The sequence below is a fragment of the Sporanaerobacter sp. genome (genome assembly GCF_047830725.1).
Taxonomy (GTDB): domain Bacteria; phylum Bacillota; class Clostridia; order Tissierellales; family Sporanaerobacteraceae; genus Sporanaerobacter.
The window spans coordinates 1,234,743-1,258,295 of the sequence record NZ_CP181252.1 but is presented as its reverse complement, the minus strand read 5'-3'; the positions used below and the strand labels follow the sequence as shown (position 1 = coordinate 1,258,295).

Genomic DNA, 23,553 nt, shown 5'->3' with positions numbered 1-23,553 from the left:
TTTCAGATGCTTTTTTCTTCAATACTTCCTTCTACTTCAAAGTAAACCCTTCTTATTTCTTCTAATTGCTTATCGCTTGCATTCCAATATCCTCTTTCATTTGCTTCTAGTAGTCTTTCCATCATGCTTAAATAAGCCCATCTATTGTTTTCTTTAAGTTTTTCCCTCAATCCTTCATCTGATACATAAGTTGATTGAAGACTATCAAATACCCAATTTTCTACTTTGTTTGTTGTAGCTGAAAGACCTATTATATTTTCAAATCTTTCATATATTTTTTGTACTCCATGATATTTATGTTCAAGCATTCCATCTATCCACTTTGGATTTAAAAGCCTCGTCCTAACTCCTCTTTCTATAGATTTATCTACAGTTTCTGTTTCAATAGACTCTCCAGTAGTGTCACTAATATATATTTCAGCCTTTTTCCCTTTAACCATCTCTACGGATTTTGCCAATCCACCAAAGAACTCATAGTAGTGATCTAAATCAGTAACTTCGTATTCATGATTGCTCCTAGTCTGAGATACGATATCTACCGTCTTTAAATTATCTTCTAAAAGCCCATCTACTTTCTGTCCACTATGATTTAAACTATATACATATTTTAAACTATTAATAAACTGGTCTCCTAGCTGCTCTTCGCTGGTCCAATTTTTAGTTTCTATAATAGTTGTAATGCCAGTACCATAATCTCCTTCTTTAGGACCAAACAATCTTGAAACAGCCAATTCTTCTGCCTCATCTAGAGAATATCCTTTAGCTACTAAATTTTTATAAATCTTCTTTGTATTTGCTTTAAAATAATTCATATCATCAGGTTCATCCAACAAATATACATCTCTAAAGACCTTGTTCATAAACTGAATCATATTGTAAAACATATCCCTAAAGAATCCACACATATTAATAGTTATATCTATTCTAGGCCTACCCAATTCTTCAAGTGGTATTATCTCATATTCAGGGTCAAAACCTTTATCTCTAACAACCCTTACGCCTAAATAACGGAATATCTGTCCTAGAGTTTCACCTTGAGTTCTTGAAGTCTCCAATCCCCACAAAACTATAGCTACTGAATTGGGATATTCTCCATTAGATTTCATGAACTTCTTTATAGTATTGTCTGCAATTCTTGCCCCTCTTTCACAAGCTACTTCACTAGGTACAAGTCTAGGGTCAAATTGATAGAGATTATATCCAGTAGGTAATACTTCAGGGCTTCTTACAGTATCACCAGCCAACTTTGCAGGTAGATATTCTCCACCTAATACTTTAAGCAGTCCTTTTATTTCATAACATTCTTTTGAAGCATTGTAGCATTCCATACCAAACTCTAATGTATCTAAATACCTATCTTCACAAATTCCTTCTGATACATACTTTTCTATGATGTCAACAGATTTTTTATCTAAATAAGTAAGCCTTTCTGTATCATTTCTATCAATCAATTCATCATAGTCTAACTCTTCACTTTCAGCTACTAGCCTTCGTATAGATTTTATGTTTCCTCTATCATATCTCAATACAAATTTCATATAGTCACAAGCTTCACTAGAAGAATATCCTTGGCCAAATATATGTAATCCTTTTGGAATAAGAGATCTTTTAATTCTATAAAGCTCTCTTTCTAACATTTCCAAATCTTCTTCATCAAAATTGAGCTCACAAGCCTTTTCTTTTATCTTTGCCTTTAAATCATCACACTTTATAGGATCTACTCGCTCTGCTTCTTTTAACTCATTTAACAAGGTTTCTAACACAATCAATTCTCCATATAGTTCAGCTTCTGTATATGGTGGTGACTGATACCCAACCAATACCGCATGAGAACGTCTTTTAGCTATGACTGATTCTGCAGGATTGCCACAATAGTATAAATAGGCATGAGGAATATCATATACTAGCATATCTGGAAAACAATCTTTAGACATTCCACATTCTTTTCCCTTCAAAAATTCCAATGTCCCATGAGTTCCCACATGAATTATCGCATCTGCTTTAAATTCTTCTTTTAACCATTTATAAAAAGCTATGTATTGATGATGAGGCAACAATGTCTTGTCGTGATAGGATTTTTCTGGATTTTCATGAACTCCTCTAGATGGTTGAAGTCCTACAAATACATTTCCAAATTCTTTTCCTGGAATGAGAAATTTTTCATCTTCGGTCATTACCTTCCCTGGGATTTCTCCCCATTGACTTATCATCTCATCGTACCAATCTTTGCTCTTTATAGCTTCATAATATTTATCTTTTTCATAGCTAATCATATGTTCACTTTGCTTTCCATTTATCCATCTTCCAGAATTAACAATTTTACCTGCTGTAAAATAATCCATCAATTCATCGCTAGTTTTAGCATCTACATTGTATCCTTCATCTTTCAATGCCGACATTATTTTCTCTATGGATACAAAGGTATCTAGAAACGCACCACCAAACAAATTATCTTCACCAGGAGGATAATTGTAGCATATAATAGCAATCTTTTTATCTTTGTTTGGTTTCTTCTTTAAGTTTATCCAATTGTTTATCCTTGAAATAACCTTTGTAGCTCTATCATCTATAATATCAAGTTCTCCTAATTCCAAATCCAATTCTTCATCTTTATCATAAACCTTTATAGCTCCTATAGGTATAGATTCTATAGAACCATCAAGTTCAGGCAACATGACAGAAACCAAAAACTCTGGAGGAGATATACCTTCAATTGATTCTTCCCACTCTTTCTGTTCCCTCTTTGCCATCAAATAAGGATGTAACTGTGGGACATTTAGTTTTTTAAGCAATTCTACTGCCTTTTCTGCATCTCCACCCATAGGTCCTGCCCCTAATCTAAACGCCATTACATTAACTATTAAATCTATATTTGGGTTTTCAGAATTTAATAAAATTTCTTCCAATACATCCAAATTTTTAGGTGTGACTGAATTAAAGGCAACAGGCACAACATTCACATCTTTACTTAGTTGAGTACAAAATTTACCAACACATCCACTACTCCTATGAGGATAATTGTCACTACGGTATAAAACTGCAACCATAGGTTTATCTTCATCAAAGCCATTATCATCAGCATATTCTCCCCAATTCTTATATGTCTTCAAAGTTACAGGATCACATATAGAAATAGGTTTATTTTCTTTTGGCTCCCTTGGTTTTGGAAGATCTTTTACCTTCCCATATTCTCTGAGAATTAAATAAAATAAATCTTCTATCCCTTCTCCAGCAAGTTTCCAATATTTCGATATAAGGACTAAGTTTCTCATATCTCTAGGTTTCCCAAAAGGTACAGCTTTCCCCATCTTTTCAGCCATATCCATCATTTTCATTATAGCTTCTACATCAATATCTTTTTTCCCCTTCTTAGAACCCATTTTCATATCTTTAGCACTCAAAGAACCTAATTTTAGATATGGACCAATTTGCTTTCCCTGTCCTCCAATATTCACTATATCTCCGCTACATTTTTTACATCCTGCTACAGTAGCAACTATTACATCTTCTGGAGCTCCCATGAGGTCTGTAAGTACAAAATCTGCTTTTTCTATACAATTTTCAATTTGAAAAAGCTTTTCTTTTTTACATCCTCTGCCCACATAAAAAAGTTTTAAATCAAATATATCCCCACACTCTTCTTTAATCTTCTTGTAGAATCTTGACATATCAATAGCTACAGGATTAGATACAGTAACAACTACTAATTTCATACATAACACCCCTAATCTTAAACTTTAATCTGCTTTCCTCAATAAATGCAAGAAAAATGGAGCCATAAGGTGAATGGCCTCAGGGAACACTACAAGTATTAAAATTCCTGCCAACCCTGCCCCTGATGAAATACCGATTATCTGTGGATCTGCAAGGAGATTTCCCATAACCCCTTGCAATATTGTCCCAGAAAGGGCAAGATTCATACCCACCAAGCAAGCCACTATAGTTCTAGGTAATCTAATATTCCAAATAACTTGCCTTTTAGCCCCAGTTTCATCTACAAAAATAGATTTGATTATATCCTTATTAGTCAATTTCATAGTCCCAAACGAATTGCTTACAAAAAAACTTATTTATTTTCTGCTGGCAACTTATCCACAATCTCATCTACTTTTCCCTTGTTGTTATCCACAATTTCTGGTTTATTTTCAAGTTCCACTTCACGTTCATTTGCATCTATTATAACCAATGAATAACTAGTTTGAGTTGTATCTGCATTTTCCTCTATTTTTTCTTCATATGCTTCTTCCTCCCTTTTATTTATAAACTTGGCTTAGCCAAATTTTTCACTGTATTGACTATTTTTTTATCATCTAAATCCTCTATTCTATAGTAATTAGAATCCATGACAGTTGCCAACCTTTTCAATGTCCCAAATTTTACAAAACCACTTTCTGTATCAATAACTGCACTTCTTATACCTTGCTTTCCAATTTTCTCGCCAATATAGAGAGCTTCCTCAAGAGGATCTCCTCCATTTAAAGAAACATTAGCCCTTCCATCTGAAATAAGTACTACAAAAGGTATCATCTCTTTGTCCCTCAAAGACTCCCTTCTTATGAGCTCATAGGCACTGTTTAATCCTGCTGCAAGGGGAGTTTTCCCTCCTGCTGGCAAATCTCTCAAACATCTTTGTGCTAAATCTACACTTCTAGTCACTTGCAACAATACTTCTGCCTTATCCTTCCTAAAAGCAATCATAGCCACCTTGTCTCGTTTCTCATAAGCATCTGTCAAAAGCGACATAATTGCACCTTTTGCTGCCTCCATTCTCTTTTGAGCACATATAGATCCACTAGCATCAACTACAAATATAATAGTAGTGCCAGTACGTTTTTCTCTCATCTTTTGCCGCAAATCACATTTTTCAATAGCAAGTGCTACATTTCTTCTATCCCTGATATTCTGATATAAAGCAGCAGCCCTTATGGTTCCATCAAGGGCAATATCGCTTATTTCTCCATTTTTAAGTCTATATCTTACATATCTTCCTTCCTTTAAGCTTGTCCTAGTCTTTAACCTTTTACCGCTTCCACTTCTCTTCATTCTATCTTTTCTATCATTAAATAAATTTTTTGCCTTGAAAACTTCTCCTATATTTTCTACAATCTCATCCTCTGATGTAGGATTGTTGTTCATTAAGTCCTTTAAATCATCCAATATGTCATCTAAATTGTCTAACTTTTCATTGTCATCTCTATTTTCTTCATTTTCCTCATTTTCTTCACTTGAATTGTCCTCATTTCCCTGTGGTTCACTTATATTCCCTCTGTGAGGTAAAACATACTCCATAGCTTCCCTTACATCTTTTTCTGTAACTTCTTCCCTGCCATCCAATGCTGCTAATGTTTTGGCTGTTTCAACCATTATGATTTCTGCCCTATTTCCCTGACAATTGGCCATATTAACTATCTTTAAAATCATATCCAATATCTCTTGTGAAATAGTCACTTTATCAATAGTATCTATGGCTTTTTTTATCGCTCTTGTGCATTTATCGCATTCATACTTCCACTTTTCATAAAAGCTTTCTGAACTTTTCTCATATTCCAATCTTCTATTTACAATTTCAACTCTTTCTTCTACGCTCTTCTCACCTTCAACATGGACATATAATCCAAATTTATCTATAAATTGAGATTTCAGCTCCCCCTCTTCTGGATTCATAGTTCCTATAAGAACAAATTTAGATGGATGACTAAAAGATATACCTTCTCTTTCAACTACATTTTCTCCAGAAGAAGCCACTTGCAATAGTGAATTCACAATGCTTTCACTTAAAAGATTTACTTCATCTATATATAAAATATTTTCATGAGCCTTTTTAAGAAGTCCTTCATCAAAGGCTTTTTCTCCATTTAAAATAGCTTTTTCAATATCTATACTTCCAAGCAATCTATCTTCTGTAATATTTAGTGGCAATTCAACTATGTGAAGCCAAGGCGCTATGGACACTATAGATCTAACTACAGTAGATTTGGCAGTACCTTTTTCACCACTTATGAGAACTCCCTTAATATTTGGATTTATAAGACTTAGGAGTATGGCTTTCTTTACCTTTTCTTGCCCTACTATAGCAGGAAAAGGATATATATTTTTCTCCACAAAATCACCCCTAATTATTCCAATATAATCTTTTCAACAACTGAAAAATCCATAGTTCCTTCCTCGAAAGGTCTCCTTCTCATTCTATGAGGGAGAACGTACTTTAAGCTTTCCAACAAATCTTCTTTTTCAACCTTTTTTCTTCCATCAAAAGCAGCTATAGTCATAGCTGTTTTAATAGCCACTATATCTCCTCTGTGTCCATCTATATCTAATTCAACACATGCTTTAGATACTTTTTCTATGATTTCATCATCATACTCCACTTCATCAAGGATTGATATGGCTTTCATTATCCTTTCCTTTAGCTTTTCTTCTTCGTCTTTGAATTTATTTAAAAATTTTTCAGGATTTCTTTCATATTCTATTCTTCTCTTAACCACACTCATCCTCATATTAGTTTCTCTTTCTCCAACTACGTCTACTACAAGGCCAAATCTGTCTATAAGTTGAGGTCTTAAGTCTCCTTCTTCGGGATTCATGGTTCCTACAAGAATAAATCTAGATGGATGACTAAAAGATATACCTTCTCTTTCCACGGTATTGACCCCCATAGCTGCTGCATCTAAAAGCATATCTACCACATGATCTTCCAAAAGATTTACTTCATCTACATAGAGAATGTTTCTATTGGCAGAAGCAAGAATTCCAGGTTCAAACTTTTTTTCTCCCTTTTTAATAGCAGTCTCAATATTAAGGGTTCCAGCAACTCTATCTTCCGTAGCATTTATAGGTAATTCAATAACTTTCATTTTTCCTTGAATTGCTTCAAGTTTTCCTTCCTTTTGCAGTCTTTCGCTACAATCTCTACACATTTTACTTTCATCTTCAGGATCGCAAGAAAACGGACATGCCTTCACTTGTTTTCTTAAAGGCAGCAACTCTGTTATACCTCTCACTGCTGTTGATTTAGCAGTTCCTTTTTCTCCTCGAATGAGCACTCCCCCAATAGATGGATTTATAATATTTAAAATAAGAGCTTTTTTCATTTCTTCCTGTCCAACTATTGCTGAAAAAGGATATCTAACAATTCTCTTTTCTTCCATATAAATCACTCCTCTACTTAATATAAGCAGCAAAGATTTTCACAATCCTTGCTGCTTACATTCTAGTTAAATACTTCTGGATACAATATTTTAGCTAGTCCTTCATAAGCTTCTCCATATCTATCATTTGGCTTGTACATATACAAATCCTTTGGCAAAAATATATATCTACCATTTTTCACAGCCTTCAACGAACTCCATGCTGGATTAGATTCTACATCCTTTTTCAATCTTTCATTGACTTTATCCACATCTCCCATAGTTTGAACAAATATGAAATCTGGATCTTCCTCTATTATCTTTTCCATACTAAAAGTTTTAGAATCTGAAGAATCATTGATTGAATCTGAAATATTTATAGTATTTAAATCTTTTAGCATATCTCCAACCATAGAATCAGAACCTCTAACTGTAATGCCCTTTGCACTACCAAAAAGTATCAAGACTTTATAGTTCTTATCTTTTGGAGCCTTTTCTATGATATCATCTATAGCAGCCCTTACTTCTCCTTCATACTTTTCATATAAATCTTCTCTATCAGTTAGTGCTGTAAACAATCTTACAGTTCTGAAATAATCTTCTTTGTTTTCATTGTCCAAAGCAATAACTTTAATATTATTTTGTTCCAACATTTCAGCTATTTCCAATTGCTTTTTAAAGTTTGCAGTAAGTATAACCAAATCTGGTTTTAAGGATATGATTTTTTCCAAACTTGGTTCCCCAGGTCCACCTACAACTTCTGCATTTTCTGAACCTTCCACTGGTTTCTCCTTTGCAGAATCTACTCGTCCTACAACTTCTCCACCACATTTGTACCAAATGTCCAAATATGAATTAAACAAACAAACTACTCTTTCAGGTTTCTTGTCAATTGTTATTTCTTTGTCCCTTGCATCTGTGAAAGTTACAGAATTTTCATCAATGGATATACCATATTCCTCTACAACTTCTTCTTTGCTTTCCTCTTTGTTTACTTCCTTGCTCTCATTATTTGCCTCTTTGTCAGTACATCCTGCGAAAACTGACAAAACCATTGCAATAGCTAGAATTAAAACTAACATTTTTGACTTTTTCATTTTCACCACTCCATTTCTTTAATTTTCATTTCATCTCTTTATAGCTCATGCCCACACCAAAAAAATAAAATCCTATTGCATAAATTAAAAGTACTAATATAGATTTATGGTCAAACTGCCCTTTCAATACAATATCTCTTAGGGACTGGGAAGTATGAGAAAGAGGCAATATCCCTATTGTTTCTTTCACTACAGGAGGCAAATTCTTAAGTGAAAAGAAAGTACCACACAAAAACGACATAGGAGTCATTACATAGGTGGTAAACCTACTCATATCATAGTGACTCTCTATTGAAAGAGCAGCACCATATCCAAAAGCTGCAAATAAAAAACTGTTTAAAAAACAAATAAGTACAAAATAAAAATCCACATATATTTTTATACCAAATATAAATGATATAAGAAATATCAAAAAAGCTGCATACATTCCTCTAAGTGCACCAGCAAGAACATGACCAAAAGCCAATAAATTCATGTTCACTGGAGAAGTTAAATAATATTCAAAACTTTTTTCATGTAGCTTTGAAATGTTAATTCTTATGGCTACAGCATTAAAACTTGTATTCATAGTAGAAAGAGCAATTATTCCTGGAATAACAAAATGCATATATGTTGCTCCTTCTATGACTATATCTTTACCTAATCCCCAACCAAAAGCTATAAGATATAAAAGGGGAGTCATAATAGCTGAAGTTGTTATCTTCCAAAATCTCCTTTTAAAAAAAATAAACTCTCTCCACAATACAGCGAAAACTTCCATTTTTATACTACCTTTCTATTTGTAAAGTTATAAAACACATCTTCCAAGGTTGTTTTCCTTATGGTATAAGAAATGTATTCAGTATTTAAAATATACTTTTCTGCTCCATTTTTATCTTTAAAATATTCATATCTGGTCTTCATTTCACTATCAAAGTATTCAACAGTATATATGCCTAAATCATTTTTAAGTTTTTCAGGAGTTTCTTTTTTGAATACTTTCCCATTATTTATCAAACAAACTTGATTACATAGATAATCTGCCTCTTCAATATAATGAGTTGTAAGGAGTACAGTCTTACCTATAGCTTTCATTCCTTTAAGTATATCCCATATCTTCCTTCTTCCATTTAAATCAATTCCCACAGTAGGTTCATCAAGAAAAATAATATCTGGATCATTGATAAGAGCTTTAGCTATCATAAGCCTTCTTTGCATTCCGCCTGAAAGATTCATAGCTTTTTTATTCTTGTGTTCTTCTAGTTCGATAAATGTAAGAAGCTCTTCTATTTTGTCTTTATAGCCCTTTATCTTGAACAATTTAGCTGCAAAAATTAAATTCTCATAGACAGTCAACTCTTTATCTAAATTGGTATATTGAGGAACTACGCCTATTCTCTTTTTTATTTCCATATTGCTTCTAGACATTTTTTCCCCATCTATATAAATAGCACCACTTGTAGGCTTTAAAAGTCCTGTAAGCAGCTTTATAAGTGTAGTTTTCCCTGCACCATTAGGCCCCAAAAGACCTAAAAATTCTCCAGATTCAATCTTTAAATTTACATTATCTACAGCTGTAAATTCTCCAAACACTTTAGACACATCAATTATTTCTATCAATTAAATCACATCCATATCCTATCTAATTAACAATTTTATCTATTTTCTTAGGTATAAAATAAGGGCAATTGTTTATTGAATCTTCATATATATCTGCTTTAATTCTAAAAACATCTCTAAGTAAACTAGTGCTTATTATATCTTTTGGACATCCAGATTTAGATAACTTTCCATCATTTATAACAAATATTTCATCAGAATATCTAGCAGCTTGATTTAAATCATGAAGAACCATGACTACTGTGAGATTTAAGGTTTCATTTAATTCCTTTATAAGTTCAAGTACTTCTAATTGATAAGAAATATCCAAAAAAGTAGTAGGTTCATCAAGTAGCAATATTTTAGGTTTTTGAGCAAGTGACATAGCTATCCAAGCCCTTTGTCTTTCTCCTCCTGAAAGAGTAGATACAAATCTCTTTCTTAAATCTTTTAGCCCAGTTTTTTCTATAGCCCAATCCACGATTTCTAAATCTTCTTTTTTCAATTTCTTTCCAAATCCCAAATGTGGATATCTTCCATAAGAAACCAATTCCTCCACAACCACATCAGAAGATACATTTTTCACTTGAGGAAGTATTGCTAATTTTTGAGCTACCTTCTTGGTATTTATAGTGTAAATATTCTCATCATCTAAATAAACCTTGCCTTTTACAGGCTTTAAACATCTAGATATAGCCTTTAAAATAGTCGACTTTCCTGAACCATTAGGTCCAATGATAGTCACTACATATCCGTCTTCAATTTGAAAGTTTACCCCTTTTATGACTTCTTTGTCGCCATAATTCACATAGAGATCTTCCACTTTAATCCCCATCATTAAACACTCTCCTTTTTTCTTAACAAATATAGGAAAAATGGAGCACCAAGAGCTGACATTATAATTCCTACAGGAATTTCCATAGGTGCAAATAAGACTCTAGCCAAAGTGTCACACAATATAACTACTGAAGAGCCAAAGAATATACAGCCTGGAAACAAATACCTATAGTCTGAGCCTATAAAAAGTCTAGTCATATGAGGTACTATAAGACCTACAAATCCCAAAAGTCCAACAACGCTTACAGCACTTCCTGCGAATAAAGATGAAAGAACTATAAAACTAAATCTAGTTTTTTCTACATTTAGTCCCAATCCAGTAGCCACTTCATCACCTAACATCAATATATTTAATTTATTTGGAAGCAACATAACCAAAAACACTCCTACAACTGCGTATGGGAACAACAATTTTACTTGAGACCAAGTAGTAGCTGAAAGTCCCCCCACCATAAAACCTATAACCCCTGCAACTTTGTCTGGAAAAAAAGTCATAAGAGCATTTATCCCTGAATTTAAAAGCGATGAAACAGCTACGCCCGCTAAAATAAGTCGTGTAGGAAGAACACCATCTTTCCAAGCTAAACAATATATAAATAAAGTAGCTAACAATGAACCTATAAAAGCACCTACTGGAACTAAATAATAAAATTCAGGAAACAGTATGAGAATTGTCAAAGCCATAAGCCCTCCCCCAGAAGAAACCCCTATAATATTGGGACCTGCCAAAGGATTCCTCATGATTCCTTGCAAAATAGCACCTGACAATGAAAGACATATCCCCACAAGCCCTGCAACTATAGTTCTAGGAAGTCTCACATTCCATATAACTTGATAATTTATCGTATCCTTTTCAAAAAAAACTGCGTCAACTATTTCTTTAGGAGATATTTTGACAGCACCATTTCCAATGCTTATAAAAAAACTTGCAATACACAAAACCATGAGTAAAATCAATATAAATCCTTTATTCATTCCATGTTTTTTTTCGCAACTATCCATAAACAATTCTCCTAACTAGATCATATTTTCCAAATTAGAAATAAATAATTCTTGTATTCTCTCATTTTCTCCTAATCCCGTCATGCATGTTTCAACTTGAAATCCTTCTTTTAAAAGTATACTTTTCCATGAGTTTTCCCCGTCCCCTGCCATATCATTGGTAGCATGATCTCCTGCCACCAACATAAAAGGTTTTAATGTGACCTTATCTATCTTTTCTTCCTTCAAAACCGGGATTATATCTTCAATAGTTTTCTTTCCTTCAACAGTACCAATATAAATTCTTTGGAAACCTTTTTTTCTAAAGCTTTGTTGAAGCATATCATAGTATTTATCACTAATATGATCTGTCCCATGACCCATATAAACCACAGCTTCATCTTCCCTTAAATCCTCAATTTTTAATGCATTTATCACCTTTTCATAATCTCCTTCATCAAACAACAATGGTCTTCCAATACTTATATGAATACTTTTATTTACTTCTTCAAATTCATGAACTTGTCCAATTAATTTTTCAAATTCATGCCCAGGTATTATGTGAAGAGATTGTATATATATTTGTTCAAATCCATCTTTCTTCAACCTATTCAGTGCTTCACTCACATTATCTACTACTATTCCATCTCTATTTTTCAACTTATTTATCACCATTTGAGAAGTAAAAGCCCTTCTCACCTCAAAATCAGAAAACCTACTTCTAATTCTATTTTCCACACCCTCTATACATTTTTTTCTCGTCTTTTCATAAGTTGTACCAAAACTTACAACTAAAATGGCCTTTTTCATCTCATCACCCCAATAAAAATTCCATAGTCTTCAGAAGACTATGGAATTTACTTTTTTTAAACATAACAAAAAGTACAGACTTCCCACCGAAGACTTACTTAAAAAAAGCTATAGGCAGGTCTCCTGGCTTGTGGATCATTCTACTTTCAACGCCTTCCCAGAAAAAATCCAGTGGACTATGTTGATTTCGTACCCACTTACAGTAGCGGGGGCTGCATCGGATTTTCACCGATTTCCCTTTTAAAAAATACCTATACTTTTCTCATATTCACTTTTTCATACATAATGTTATCATAAGAAAAAAAATCTTTCAACGTATATATTTCAAAATGCTTATTTTATACTATTAAAGTATAAGTTAATAATCAAGATTATGTTGACAAAATAGCCCTTCTTGGATATAATGAGAGAAAAAATAGTGATATTTAAGGAGCATACTATGAAAATAACGCAAGAAACTGATTAGCATTGAGAGTAGTAGCTTACCTATCGAAACTAGAATCAGGAACAAAGTTGAGTGCTAATATAATAGCTGAAAAACAAAATATACCATTGAGATTTCTTTTAAAGCTTCTTCAAAAATTGAGAGATGCAGATATAGTAGAATCATTCATGGGAGTTAAGGGCGGCTATGCTCTAAAAAAAGCACCAAGTGAAATAACTTTTAAAGATGTCATAGAGGCCATAGAAGGGCCTATTTACTTAAATCGATGTCTTGAACATCCAGAAGAATGCAACAACAAAGGACCAGAAAAATGCCCTATACATAAAACATTGGAGGAAATCCAAGAAAATTTTAAAAATGATTTAGATTCAGTATCATTTCAAGATATCATAGACAGATGCAAAGAATAGGGGAAAATCCCTATTCTTTGCATTTACTTTTTAAATATATTTCTTTAGAACTTATCCCTTCGATATGCATTTTTTAACTAAATCTTTAAAGTCATAAAGTTTCCTTCTTTTTTTACTCCTCTTGATGTTTGATTCCTATTTCCATCAGGTTCTAAATATTTTTTACAGCCTTTTTATTAAGATACATTTCTTACATATTAGGTATTTAAAATAATCCTTCTTAATTAATATTAGAACTAATGATTTTGACATACTTTTGTTTGGATTTTAACTAACTTTGGCAAAAACCGTTATATACATCATAATTCGTTGTTGGTACTGTATTGCTACTCATAAGCTCTCACAGGTTAATCCATGTATCTTAACACTACATACCTATCAAACTATAAAATGTACAGTAATTCCTAAACAAGAGATTACTGTACATTAAATTTTAGATATATTTTTCTATTACAATAAATTATTTATCATTTAAATTTCTCTAGCCACTTCTTGTCTTAAATCTTTAACTATTGGCTTACTCTCATCTAGCGGTGCTAAAGCAATACCTGCAAATCCATATATTATTGCTATAATAGGATTAATAAGTCCTAAAAAATGATATCTACCATATTGAAATGCACTTACTCCCAATGTTGTCTTGTAAACAGCACCACAAGTAGACCAAGGTACCAGTCCTGAAGTTAAAGTTCCAGCATCCTCTAATGTTCTTGATAAGTTTTTAGAATGTAAATTTAACTTTTTATAAATAGATCCAAACATTTGTCCTGGTATTACAATAGCCATATATTGGTCTGCTGCCATAAAGTTCATGGAAATACAAGCTACAACGTTAGCTAAAATAATTGATCCTCTAGTATGACAATGCTTAAGTATTACTTCAAGTATACTATCTAAACAACCTATTTTCTTTATAAGCCCTCCAAAAGACATAGCACATATAACTAATGAAATGGTTTCCATCATCTCAAGAAGTCCACCTCTATTTAACAACTTATCCACCATTGCATTTCCAGTTGTTATTTCAAACCCATAAAATAAATTTGATAATACTTGGCTTGCATTAGCTCCTTGTGCCAATGAAAATATAACTCCTATAATTGTTCCTCCTATCATTCCTGGCACTGCAGGAACTTTAAATGCAATCATCAATATTACTGACAAAGGTGCTATAAATATTAAAGGTGTGATATTAAAATTAGCCTCTAGCGTATTTAAAATATTATTTATTTGAGTTGTATCTACAGCTGTCCCTTTATATCTCAATCCCATAATCCCAAACAATGCTACAGAAATAATAAAGCTTGGAACTGTAGTATACAACATATGTTTTACATGATCAAATACATCTGTTCCTGTAACTGCTGCAGCTAAATTTGTACTATCTGACAAAGGAGATAGTTTATCCCCAAAAGAAGCACCTGTAACTACTGCACCTGCCGTTATAGCTGGCGGTATTCCTAATCCTGCTCCTATTCCCATGGCTGCAGTTCCCATAGTTCCTGCTGTACTCCATGCACTTCCTGTAGAAATAGAAATTACTGCACATATCATAGGTAACAAAAATAAAAACATACTTGGAGTAAAAAACTTAAGACCATAATAAATCATTCCAGGGACTACACCACCTGCCATCCAAACGCCAATCAAACAACCTACTATCATAATAATAAAATTTGCTTGCATCGTCATAGCATTGGCATCAATCATTGCTTGTTCCATATCAGCCCATGTATACCCTAATTTTTTCCCAATAAATGCCGTAACTATACAAGCTAATATTAATGATATCTGAGGTTCTCCCTTAAGTGTCACTACTCCTATAAGCATGAAACAAATAAGGCAAATAAAAGGTACTAATGACAGAGCTAAAGATGGTTTTTTAACTTTGTTTAACCTTTTCATTTTTCTTTTCCTCCTTTCTGGATAGCTATTCTTTCTTAAAATATTAAGTGAGGAAATTGCACAATTGAATCTATAAAATTAAATAAAAAAGAGTATGAAACAACAGCTCATTAAAAATGAGATTTTAAATTTGACATTCTAATTTTATAGATTTTATAAATTTGCAAAAACCTCCTAATTACCATATATAATATTCAAACATTTATATACTGTTAGATAGCTTCATCTGATAATTTATCTAAGTTTACTACAATAGTTCTAGCTATTAACGTTATACAATTTAATAGTTCATACACTTTAACTTTCTTGACACCTTTAAACCTTATATTATCTAAACTCAAATATTTTTAAAACCTGCCATTGCATCTTTCAATAGTTGTTCTTTTATCATATATTTTTTGCTAAATGTCAAAAGACCTTAAAGACCATTCCACAATATCTTGAATTCTCTATAGGTAGTCTAGAATCCTGTATTTCCAGTAGGCTCTACTGATAATAGGCCGAGGTTTCAATTCCTTATAGGTAGTCTAAAATCTGGCACCGGATTTTTATAAAAAGGATAGAGAATACTGTTTCAATTCCTTATAGGTAGTCTAAAATCGATTTATTATTGCTTATTCCAGAATTAGAATATTATAGTTTCAATTCCTTATAGGTAGTCTAAAATCAAGTTGTTGACAATCTTCCAAACAATAGAATTGTTGAGTTTCAATTCCTTATAGGTAGTCTAAAATCCAAAGACGAAGAAGAGTAGGCTAGATAGGAGGATGAGTTTCAATTCCTTATAGGTAGTCTAAAATCTTTTTGGAGTGTTCGGAGTGTTTTCTTTGCTATATATGTTTCAATTCCTTATAGGTAGTCTAGAATCAAGTGTTCGAGTGGACTGACAGACATGGTGAACAGTAGTTTCAATTCCTTATAGGTAGTCTAGAATCGAAATCATTGAAATATTGACGGAGAAGGGGATAGAGCAGTTTCAATTCCTTATAGGTAGTCTAGAATCTTTTATTCCCCTCTTTATCTAGTTCAGTATCTAGCATGTTTCAATTCCTTATAGGTAGTCTAGAATCTTGGAATATGTCGTTCATCTCACTCATCTCCTTCCTCTGTTTCAATTCCTTATAGGTAGTCTAGAATCCTAAACAAGGTAAACAGCTTAATAATTTTGGAAGTTTCAATTCCTTATAGGTAGTCTAGAATCTTTTCCTATGACTAGGTCCTCTCCATGCTCCCCAGGGTTTCAATTCCTTATAGGTAGTCTAGAATCGAACAGTACAATATAATAGTTACATTATAAAAAGTGCAGTTTCAATTCCTTATAGGTAGTCTAGAATCCATATTGTACGACTTAGAGTTGACCGATGAAATGAAGTTTCAATTCCTTATAGGTAGTCTAGAATCGATATCATTGCGATTACGAAAGATGAACGAGAAGTGTTGTTTCAATTCCTTATAGGTAGTCTAGAATCTGAGCACTCTGTTATAGCTTTATGCTGGCATTGTCATGTTTCAATTCCTTATAGGTAGTCTAGAATCCCAGAAAAACCAGAAAATGTAAAACCATTTAATAAAAGTTTCAATTCCTTATAGGTAGTCTAGAATCCTAAAAATGATATATATATTTGTGGGTCACTGCATTGTTTCAATTCCTTATAGGTAGTCTAGAATCACAGTGTAGATATTGGAAAGGTTGTCAGGTATGTGACTTGTTTCAATTCCTTATAGGTAGTCTAGAATCTTTATTCTAGAAGGAGGTGGATACCATGAAGAAGTGTTTCAATTCCTTATAGGTAGTCTAGAATCTTCTTTTTCTATCCTTGCCCTTCTCGTCTTTTTCTAGTTTCAATTCCTTATAGGTAGTCTAGAATCTATGAATTTCTTATAAAATCAGTTTTATCGGAATTATGTTTCAATTCCTTATAGGTAGTCTAGAATCATAGAACAAAATCCTACCACTATAGAGATTGAGAGAAGTTTCAATTCCTTATAGGTAGTCTAGAATCCCAGTTCTATATCTATATCCTGTAAAGGTGTCTTCTTAGTTTCAATTCCTTATAGGTAGTCTAGAATCAATAGACAAGGACAATATCCTCATGGCCGATTATTTACGTTTCAATTCCTTATAGGTAGTCTAGAATCCTCCTTCCTCCTCCATACTCTCCTGTTAGCGTTTTTAAGTTTCAATTCCTTATAGGTAGTCTAGAATCTTCCAACGGCTTAGTCCCGGTTAATCGATTCAAGTCGTTTCAATTCCTTATAGGTAGTCTAGAATCAACACCCCAGCCCTAGCACCGACGCCCCAGCTGCCGCGTTTCAATTCCTTATAGGTAGTCTAGAATCTAAACGAGTTCGTTTATAATGTCAAGGATAAATATGGTTTCAATTCCTTATAGGTAGTCTAGAATCTGATTATAATAAAATGTATGAACCTTTCTATGAAAAATGTTTCAATTCCTTATAGGTAGTCTAGAATCGCAGGTTCTAATGCTTGTTCACATAAACACCTTTGAAGTTTCAATTCCTTATAGGTAGTCTAGAATCTTTCCTCCTTTGTTGATGTTCTTCTGTTTTCAGCTTAGTTTCAATTCCTTATAGGTAGTCTAGAATCATGTGAAGCCTGTGAAGAAGCTATAGATTGTGCTAGGTTTCAATTCCTTATAGGTAGTCTAGAATCATTATAGTTTATAAAGGGAAAAATAACATAATAGCAGGTTTCAATTCCTTATAGGTAGTCTAGAATCTCCCTTAACATCCTTCTTTAATTTGTTAAACTCTTGTTTCAATTCCTTATAGGTAGTCTAGAATCATATTAGCAACCTTGTAGAGGCTGAAAAGATTGCTAAGTTTCAATTCCTTATAGGTAGTCTAGAATCCATTTTATACGACTTAGAATTGACCGATGAAATGAAGTTTCAATTCCTTATAGGTAGTCTAGAATCATAAAATGTTCTCTACGGCTTGAGCCTGGTTTAATGTGTTTCAATTCCTTATAGGTAGTCTAGAATCAATGTTTTATTTTGTTGTTGTAATTCTATTGTAATTGGTTTCAATTCCTTATAGGTAGTCTAGAATCTTTTTTTACCTCATTTTTTAATATTATTTTAATTGAGTTTCAATTCCTTATAGGTAGTCTAGAATCTGTCTGTATCTTCAGGACTAAAATTGGTTTCCGTGGGTGTTTCAATTCCTTATAGGTAGTCTAGAATCCATTTCTGCTGCTTGCACTGCTACAGTTACCCAGAAAGTTTCAATTCCTTATAGGTAGTCTAGAATCTTTTTCTGCCCAAGCTATTTGTTTTGGAGTCCCTTTGTTTCAATTCCTTATAGGTAGTCTAGAATCTTGACTGGGATTCAATCGAATCCCAGCTTGATAGAAAAGTTTCAATTCCTTATAGGTAGTCTAGAATCAGACGCTCTAAAATCATTTTAGAGAAGGATTATAACTGTTTCAATTCCTTATAGGTAGTCTAGAATCCTGGTGCTTGTTTTTTGTTAGCAACCTTTTCATTCTCTAGTTTCAATTCCTTATAGGTAGTCTAGAATCGTGTTCGAGTGGACAGACCGAAAAGGTGAAGTATAGTTTCAATTCCTTATAGGTAGTCTAGAATCGGGCAAAAAGAGCCTAGATAATCTTTCAGAGGATAGTTTCAATTCCTTATAGGTAGTCTAGAATCCATATTAGCAACCTTGTAGAGAATGAAAAGGTAGCTAAGTTTCAATTCCTTATAGGTAGTCTAGAATCTATTGGATTTTTAGAGTTGTTACAAAGCGAAAAAAAGTTTCAATTCCTTATAGGTAGTCTAGAATCAAAAAGAGAACGAACGTTCTCTTTTTTTTTGTTCAGTTTCAATTCCTTATAGGTAGTCTAGAATCCTTGGCTCTGAATATATTGACTCTGCAATAAGTGAGTTTCAATTCCTTATAGGTAGTCTAGAATCTAAGTGTCAAGTTGTTGTTGCTGTCATAGTCAAATATGTTTCAATTCCTTATAGGTAGTCTAGAATCTAACTTCTATTTCTAAATCCTGGTTTCTAGGTGCTCCGTGTTTCAATTCCTTATAGGTAGTCTAGAATCGTAAATACAAAAGAAAGGGAAGTTAACATACTTATTAGTTTCAATTCCTTATAGGTAGTCTAGAATCCAGTTATTAACACCAGCACAGAAACTAAAAATAGAATTGTTTCAATTCCTTATAGGTAGTCTAGAATCTCATTCTTCACTTTTTTAGGTGGCTTCTCCCTCTTCTGTTTCAATTCCTTATAGGTAGTCTAGAATCCTATACCATCAAAACCTACTTTTTCTGCATATTTTGCGTTTCAATTCCTTATAGGTAGTCTAGAATCTTAAGTAGCTTTTTATTGGCTACTTTTTCCTTTTCTAGTTTCAATTCCTTATAGGTAGTCTAGAATCCTGATTGTGCTATTTCATCTTCCCCTTCTACCATAACGTTTCAATTCCTTATAGGTAGTCTAGAATCTCCCAAATACCGCTACTTCCTGTGGTCTTGGTGTGTGCAGTTTCAATTCCTTATAGGTAGTCTAGAATCCATCCCAAGAAAACACTAGATGATTTTGAAGATGTAGGTTTCAATTCCTTATAGGTAGTCTAGAATCAGAGACCAATGGCAAGTAGATGGGGTTGTAGACAAGTTTCAATTCCTTATAGGTAGTCTAGAATCTCTTTAAATGCCACAGGATTAGCTTTGGATGATATAGGTTTCAATTCCTTATAGGTAGTCTAGAATCCAAGAAAGTTATGAACCTAGTATTGATACTATCTTAGTTTCAATTCCTTATAGGTAGTCTAGAATCATCTCATCTAAAACCTTGTTCAATTCTTCATCTAACTCGTTTCAATTCCTTATAGGTAGTCTAGAATCCCAGAAAAAGCACCGGAAAAATCCGAAAAACCATTTAAGTTTCAATTCCTTATAGGTAGTCTAGAATCACATCAACAGCCTTGTAGAGGCTGAAAAAGTAGCAGAGTTTCAATTCCTTATAGGTAGTCTAGAATCCATGTCCTGCTCCTCTTGTATATCTCTGCTGGTCTGTTTCAATTCCTTATAGGTAGTCTAGAATCTCCGAACATACAGGTATATGTATCATATACCTCTTTCGGTTTCAATTCCTTATAGGTAGTCTAGAATCCAAATACTTCATTAGTTCTAACTCTCCCTTATCTCTATGTTTCAATTCCTTATAGGTAGTCTAGAATCTGCCCTTATTCCATGAATCCAGAATTTATCGTAGTGCAGTTTCAATTCCTTATAGGTAGTCTAGAATCTAAACTAACTTCTACTTGAATATCTTTAACTCCATTGTTTCAATTCCTTATAGGTAGTCTAGAATCAAGGCTGAATATATAGCAGAAAAAACAATGGAACTTGTTTCAATTCCTTATAGGTAGTCTAGAATCTTGATTTAAGAAGAGCTATAGTCTTGATTGAATTATGTTTCAATTCCTTATAGGTAGTCTAGAATCACAGCTTATGTATCAGATTCGAGACGAGTTTCTGAGTTTCAATTCCTTATAGGTAGTCTAGAATCTTTATCACTACTTGTGTATGTTACAGGCTTTCCTAGTTTCAATTCCTTATAGGTAGTCTAGAATCGGTTAGACGTTGCTCCTTGCTTCTTCATCTGTTCTATGTTTCAATTCCTTATAGGTAGTCTAGAATCAATTGCTTCCATAAGTTTCTCATGCGTGTTTGTCATTGTTTCAATTCCTTATAGGTAGTCTAGAATCATCCAATTCAGTTGCATATTGAGGGTTAGCTAAAAGGAGTTTCAATTCCTTATAGGTAGTCTAGAATCTAGGTTGCCTATTCTTCTATCATAGTCATAATTTTCGTTTCAATTCCTTATAGGTAGTCTAGAATCCAAATAGTCTTTTAAACGGTTTAGTAATGATATTAGTGTTTCAATTCCTTATAGGTAGTCTAGAATCAAAATAAGGAAAACTGACTTCAACAAACAGGTGTTCGGTTTCAATTCCTTATAGGTAGTCTAGAATCTACCAAATGAAAAAGCCTACCATACTTCCCACTATGTTTCAATTCCTTATAGGTAGTCTAGAATCTAGGCAGGGAACTATACACTGCACCCTTCATATGGAGTTTCAATTCCTTATAGGTAGTCTAGAATCTAGGCAGGGAACTATACACTGCACCCTTCATATGGAGTTTCAATTCCTTATAGGTAGTCTAGAATCGTTACACTAGACGAAGAAACAGAAATATACGTAGCAGTTTCAATTCCTTATAGGTAGTCTAGAATCTAAAAATACTTCTCTTTCATCGTCTGCCATTATTCCTAGTTTCAATTCCTTATAGGTAGTCTAGAATCCTGCAATTCCATTTTCATAGAACTTTATTGCTTCTTCGTTTCAATTCCTTATAGGTAGTCTAGAATCCCCACATTTGAGTGTACTCTGCTTCCACTCTTCTAAGTTTCAATTCCTTATAGGTAGTCTAGAATCGCTATAAATAAGGTCTTACTTGGATATGTTGATGGTGGTTTCAATTCCTTATAGGTAGTCTAGAATCAAAAAAGTATCTATAGATGATGTAGGAGAAGAAATAGGTTTCAATTCCTTATAGGTAGTCTAGAATCTCACTGTCCTGCTCCTCTTGTATATCTCTGCTGGTCTGTTTCAATTCCTTATAGGTAGTCTAGAATCGCAAAAGAGTATGGATTTAAACCTGTAGTACAGGATAGTTTCAATTCCTTATAGGTAGTCTAGAATCCCTCTACGGGAATGTTTTGTAGTTACTCAATATATGGTTTCAATTCCTTATAGGTAGTCTAGAATCTTTACATTTCCTTCTTTTACTTGTTTTTTTAATTTATGTTTCAATTCCTTATAGGTAGTCTAGAATCGCAAAACCATTTAATAAAGTAAATGTGGGCGATATAGGTTTCAATTCCTTATAGGTAGTCTAGAATCCTTTTGGATTTATTTGAAGAAAGTAAAGTAAAAAATTTGTTTCAATTCCTTATAGGTAGTCTAGAATCGTTCAACGCAAAGAAAAACAACAAAAGGTAAAAAAGGTTTCAATTCCTTATAGGTAGTCTAGAATCACCTCTTTAGTTATTTGAATATCTTTAAACTTTTCAAGTTTCAATTCCTTATAGGTAGTCTAGAATCGTCTCAGGCTTAGTAAAAATTTCTTTACCTTGATTATGTTTCAATTCCTTATAGGTAGTCTAGAATCCTGTTATAACTGCCCCTTCAGATGGTGGAGTATTGTTTCAATTCCTTATAGGTAGTCTAGAATCCATTATTTTCTCACCACCTTATAGGTGATACTATCCCGTTTCAATTCCTTATAGGTAGTCTAGAATCGGGTATCAAGATTTATCGGACCTAAATGTAGTAGCAGTGTTTCAATTCCTTATAGGTAGTCTAGAATCATTTTGACTCGCTCTTGAGGATATTGGAGTATTCTCGTTTCAATTCCTTATAGGTAGTCTAGAATCTTATAGAAGTTGAGTGAAGTTTGGGGAGGTCATTAAGTTTCAATTCCTTATAGGTAGTCTAGAATCTATGAAGCTATGGGAGGAGTGCCAAGTGAGGAAGAAAGTTTCAATTCCTTATAGGTAGTCTAGAATCAAATTCAGGGTGGAAGGCGAGGAAATAGAACATCCTGGTTTCAATTCCTTATAGGTAGTCTAGAATCTTTATTATCAAAAAACTTACTGCTTACTTTAGGCTGGGTTTCAATTCCTTATAGGTAGTCTAGAATCTATTAGTAATTACAGCAGTTTCTGTAGTAATATTTTCTTGTTTCAATTCCTTATAGGTAGTCTAGAATCCTAAACCATCTGCCTTAAATAATTCTTCAATAGCTGGGTTTCAATTCCTTATAGGTAGTCTAGAATCAACAATAATTAAGGTGGGTTTAAACCCGCCTTAATTTGTTTCAATTCCTTATAGGTAGTCTAGAATCAGGAGTTTTTATAAATGATGAAAATAATTGATATGAGTTTCAATTCCTTATAGGTAGTCTAGAATCTATATTCATGGTGAATTTTGCTAATTTAGATAGCGGTTTCAATTCCTTATAGGTAGTCTAGAATCTACTAGATACCAGCTTTCGCCTTTTTTCTCGAAATAGTTTCAATTCCTTATAGGTAGTCTAGAATCTTGAAATTCTTGTTATTCTATCAATATAAGTATTAATGTTTCAATTCCTTATAGGTAGTCTAGAATCCAGGTGTTCGAGTGGACAGACCGACATAATGAAACGTAGTTTCAATTCCTTATAGGTAGTCTAGAATCTAGCAAATAAAAAGCTACTTAAAACAGAAAAAGAAGGTTTCAATTCCTTATAGGTAGTCTAGAATCAACTTGAAAGTATTGTA

Annotated in this window: 13 protein-coding genes, 1 CRISPR repeat array and 1 riboswitch (1 of these 15 cut by a window edge); of the genes, 1 reads left to right on the top strand and 12 read right to left on the bottom strand. The window is 33.2% G+C overall.

Annotated elements, in window-relative coordinates:
• Positions 1 to 2: 2 nt before the first annotated feature.
• The 10 genes from bchH to ACFWUA_RS06050 all read right to left on the bottom strand — a co-directional run bounded on the left by bchH (position 3) and on the right by ACFWUA_RS06050 (position 12,430).
• Positions 3 to 3,713: a magnesium chelatase subunit H gene (bchH, locus tag ACFWUA_RS06095; protein WP_416197180.1), complete on the bottom strand. Its 3,711-nt coding sequence runs from the start codon at positions 3,711 to 3,713 to the stop codon at positions 3 to 5.
• Between the two features lie 24 nt (positions 3,714 to 3,737).
• On the bottom strand, positions 3,738 to 4,031 hold the full coding sequence (locus ACFWUA_RS06090) for an iron chelate uptake ABC transporter family permease subunit (RefSeq protein WP_416197179.1): 294 nt from the start codon (positions 4,029 to 4,031) through the stop codon (positions 3,738 to 3,740).
• Between the two features lie 226 nt (positions 4,032 to 4,257).
• Positions 4,258 to 6,102, bottom strand: coding sequence for a magnesium chelatase subunit D family protein (locus ACFWUA_RS06085; RefSeq protein WP_416197178.1), 1,845 nt, complete (start codon positions 6,100 to 6,102; stop codon positions 4,258 to 4,260).
• Positions 6,103 to 6,116: 14 nt separating this feature from the next.
• Positions 6,117 to 7,148 carry an ATP-binding protein gene (locus ACFWUA_RS06080; protein ID WP_416197177.1) on the bottom strand — a complete coding sequence of 344 codons (1,032 nt, stop codon included), beginning with the start codon at positions 7,146 to 7,148 and terminating at the stop codon, positions 6,117 to 6,119.
• 62 nt (positions 7,149 to 7,210) lie between these two features.
• On the bottom strand, positions 7,211 to 8,224 hold the full coding sequence (locus ACFWUA_RS06075; protein WP_416197176.1) for an ABC transporter substrate-binding protein: 1,014 nt from the start codon (positions 8,222 to 8,224) through the stop codon (positions 7,211 to 7,213).
• Positions 8,225 to 8,249: 25 nt separating this feature from the next.
• Positions 8,250 to 8,984 carry an ABC transporter permease gene (locus tag ACFWUA_RS06070; protein ID WP_416197175.1) on the bottom strand — a complete coding sequence of 245 codons (735 nt, stop codon included), beginning with the start codon at positions 8,982 to 8,984 and terminating at the stop codon, positions 8,250 to 8,252.
• A gap of 2 nt (positions 8,985 to 8,986) precedes the next feature.
• The gene (locus ACFWUA_RS06065) at positions 8,987 to 9,823 is read right to left on the bottom strand and encodes an ABC transporter ATP-binding protein (RefSeq protein ID WP_416197174.1); all 837 of its coding nucleotides are present in this window, start codon (positions 9,821 to 9,823) and stop codon (positions 8,987 to 8,989) included.
• A gap of 22 nt (positions 9,824 to 9,845) precedes the next feature.
• Positions 9,846 to 10,640, bottom strand: coding sequence for an ABC transporter ATP-binding protein (locus ACFWUA_RS06060; protein ID WP_416197173.1), 795 nt, complete (start codon positions 10,638 to 10,640; stop codon positions 9,846 to 9,848).
• Complete coding sequence (locus ACFWUA_RS06055) at positions 10,640 to 11,641, bottom strand: FecCD family ABC transporter permease (RefSeq protein ID WP_416197172.1); 1,002 nt, start codon at positions 11,639 to 11,641, stop codon at positions 10,640 to 10,642. Before ACFWUA_RS06055 ends, ACFWUA_RS06060 begins: the two co-directional genes overlap by 1 nt.
• Positions 11,642 to 11,656: 15 nt before the next feature.
• Complete coding sequence (locus ACFWUA_RS06050) at positions 11,657 to 12,430, bottom strand: sirohydrochlorin cobaltochelatase (protein ID WP_416197171.1); 774 nt, start codon at positions 12,428 to 12,430, stop codon at positions 11,657 to 11,659.
• Positions 12,431 to 12,525: 95 nt separating this feature from the next.
• A riboswitch (cobalamin riboswitch) is annotated at positions 12,526 to 12,700 on the bottom strand.
• A gap of 198 nt (positions 12,701 to 12,898) precedes the next feature.
• Here ACFWUA_RS06050 and ACFWUA_RS06045 point away from each other — a divergent pair.
• Positions 12,899 to 13,285, top strand: coding sequence for an RrF2 family transcriptional regulator (locus ACFWUA_RS06045; protein WP_416197170.1), 387 nt, complete (start codon positions 12,899 to 12,901; stop codon positions 13,283 to 13,285).
• 471 nt (positions 13,286 to 13,756) lie between these two features.
• Here ACFWUA_RS06045 and nhaC read toward each other — a convergent pair whose 3' ends face one another.
• Both nhaC and ACFWUA_RS06035 read right to left on the bottom strand, forming a co-directional pair.
• Positions 13,757 to 15,190: a Na+/H+ antiporter NhaC gene (gene nhaC / locus ACFWUA_RS06040; protein WP_416197169.1), complete on the bottom strand. Its 1,434-nt coding sequence runs from the start codon at positions 15,188 to 15,190 to the stop codon at positions 13,757 to 13,759.
• Between the two features lie 212 nt (positions 15,191 to 15,402).
• Positions 15,403 to 15,531, bottom strand: coding sequence for a hypothetical protein (locus tag ACFWUA_RS06035; RefSeq protein WP_416197168.1), 129 nt, complete (start codon positions 15,529 to 15,531; stop codon positions 15,403 to 15,405).
• A gap of 97 nt (positions 15,532 to 15,628) precedes the next feature.
• A CRISPR array of direct repeats spans positions 15,629 to 23,553; the repeat unit is 30 nt; unit sequence GTTTCAATTCCTTATAGGTAGTCTAGAATC (it continues 1,315 nt past the right edge of the window).

Excerpts from the sequence above, each read along its gene's own strand:
- bchH (WP_416197180.1), bottom strand. The coding sequence starts at position 3,713 with ATGAAATTAGTAGTTGTTACTGTATCTAATCCTGTAGCTATTGATATG.
- ACFWUA_RS06080 (WP_416197177.1), bottom strand. The coding sequence starts at position 7,148 with ATGGAAGAAAAGAGAATTGTTAGATATCCTTTTTCAGCAATAGTTGGA.
- ACFWUA_RS06075 (WP_416197176.1), bottom strand. The coding sequence starts at position 8,224 with ATGAAAAAGTCAAAAATGTTAGTTTTAATTCTAGCTATTGCAATGGTT.
- ACFWUA_RS06070 (WP_416197175.1), bottom strand. The coding sequence starts at position 8,984 with ATGGAAGTTTTCGCTGTATTGTGGAGAGAGTTTATTTTTTTTAAAAGG.
- ACFWUA_RS06060 (WP_416197173.1), bottom strand. The coding sequence starts at position 10,640 with ATGATGGGGATTAAAGTGGAAGATCTCTATGTGAATTATGGCGACAAA.
- ACFWUA_RS06055 (WP_416197172.1), bottom strand. The coding sequence starts at position 11,641 with ATGGATAGTTGCGAAAAAAAACATGGAATGAATAAAGGATTTATATTG.
- ACFWUA_RS06050 (WP_416197171.1), bottom strand. The coding sequence starts at position 12,430 with ATGAAAAAGGCCATTTTAGTTGTAAGTTTTGGTACAACTTATGAAAAG.
- nhaC (WP_416197169.1), bottom strand. The coding sequence starts at position 15,190 with ATGAAAAGGTTAAACAAAGTTAAAAAACCATCTTTAGCTCTGTCATTA.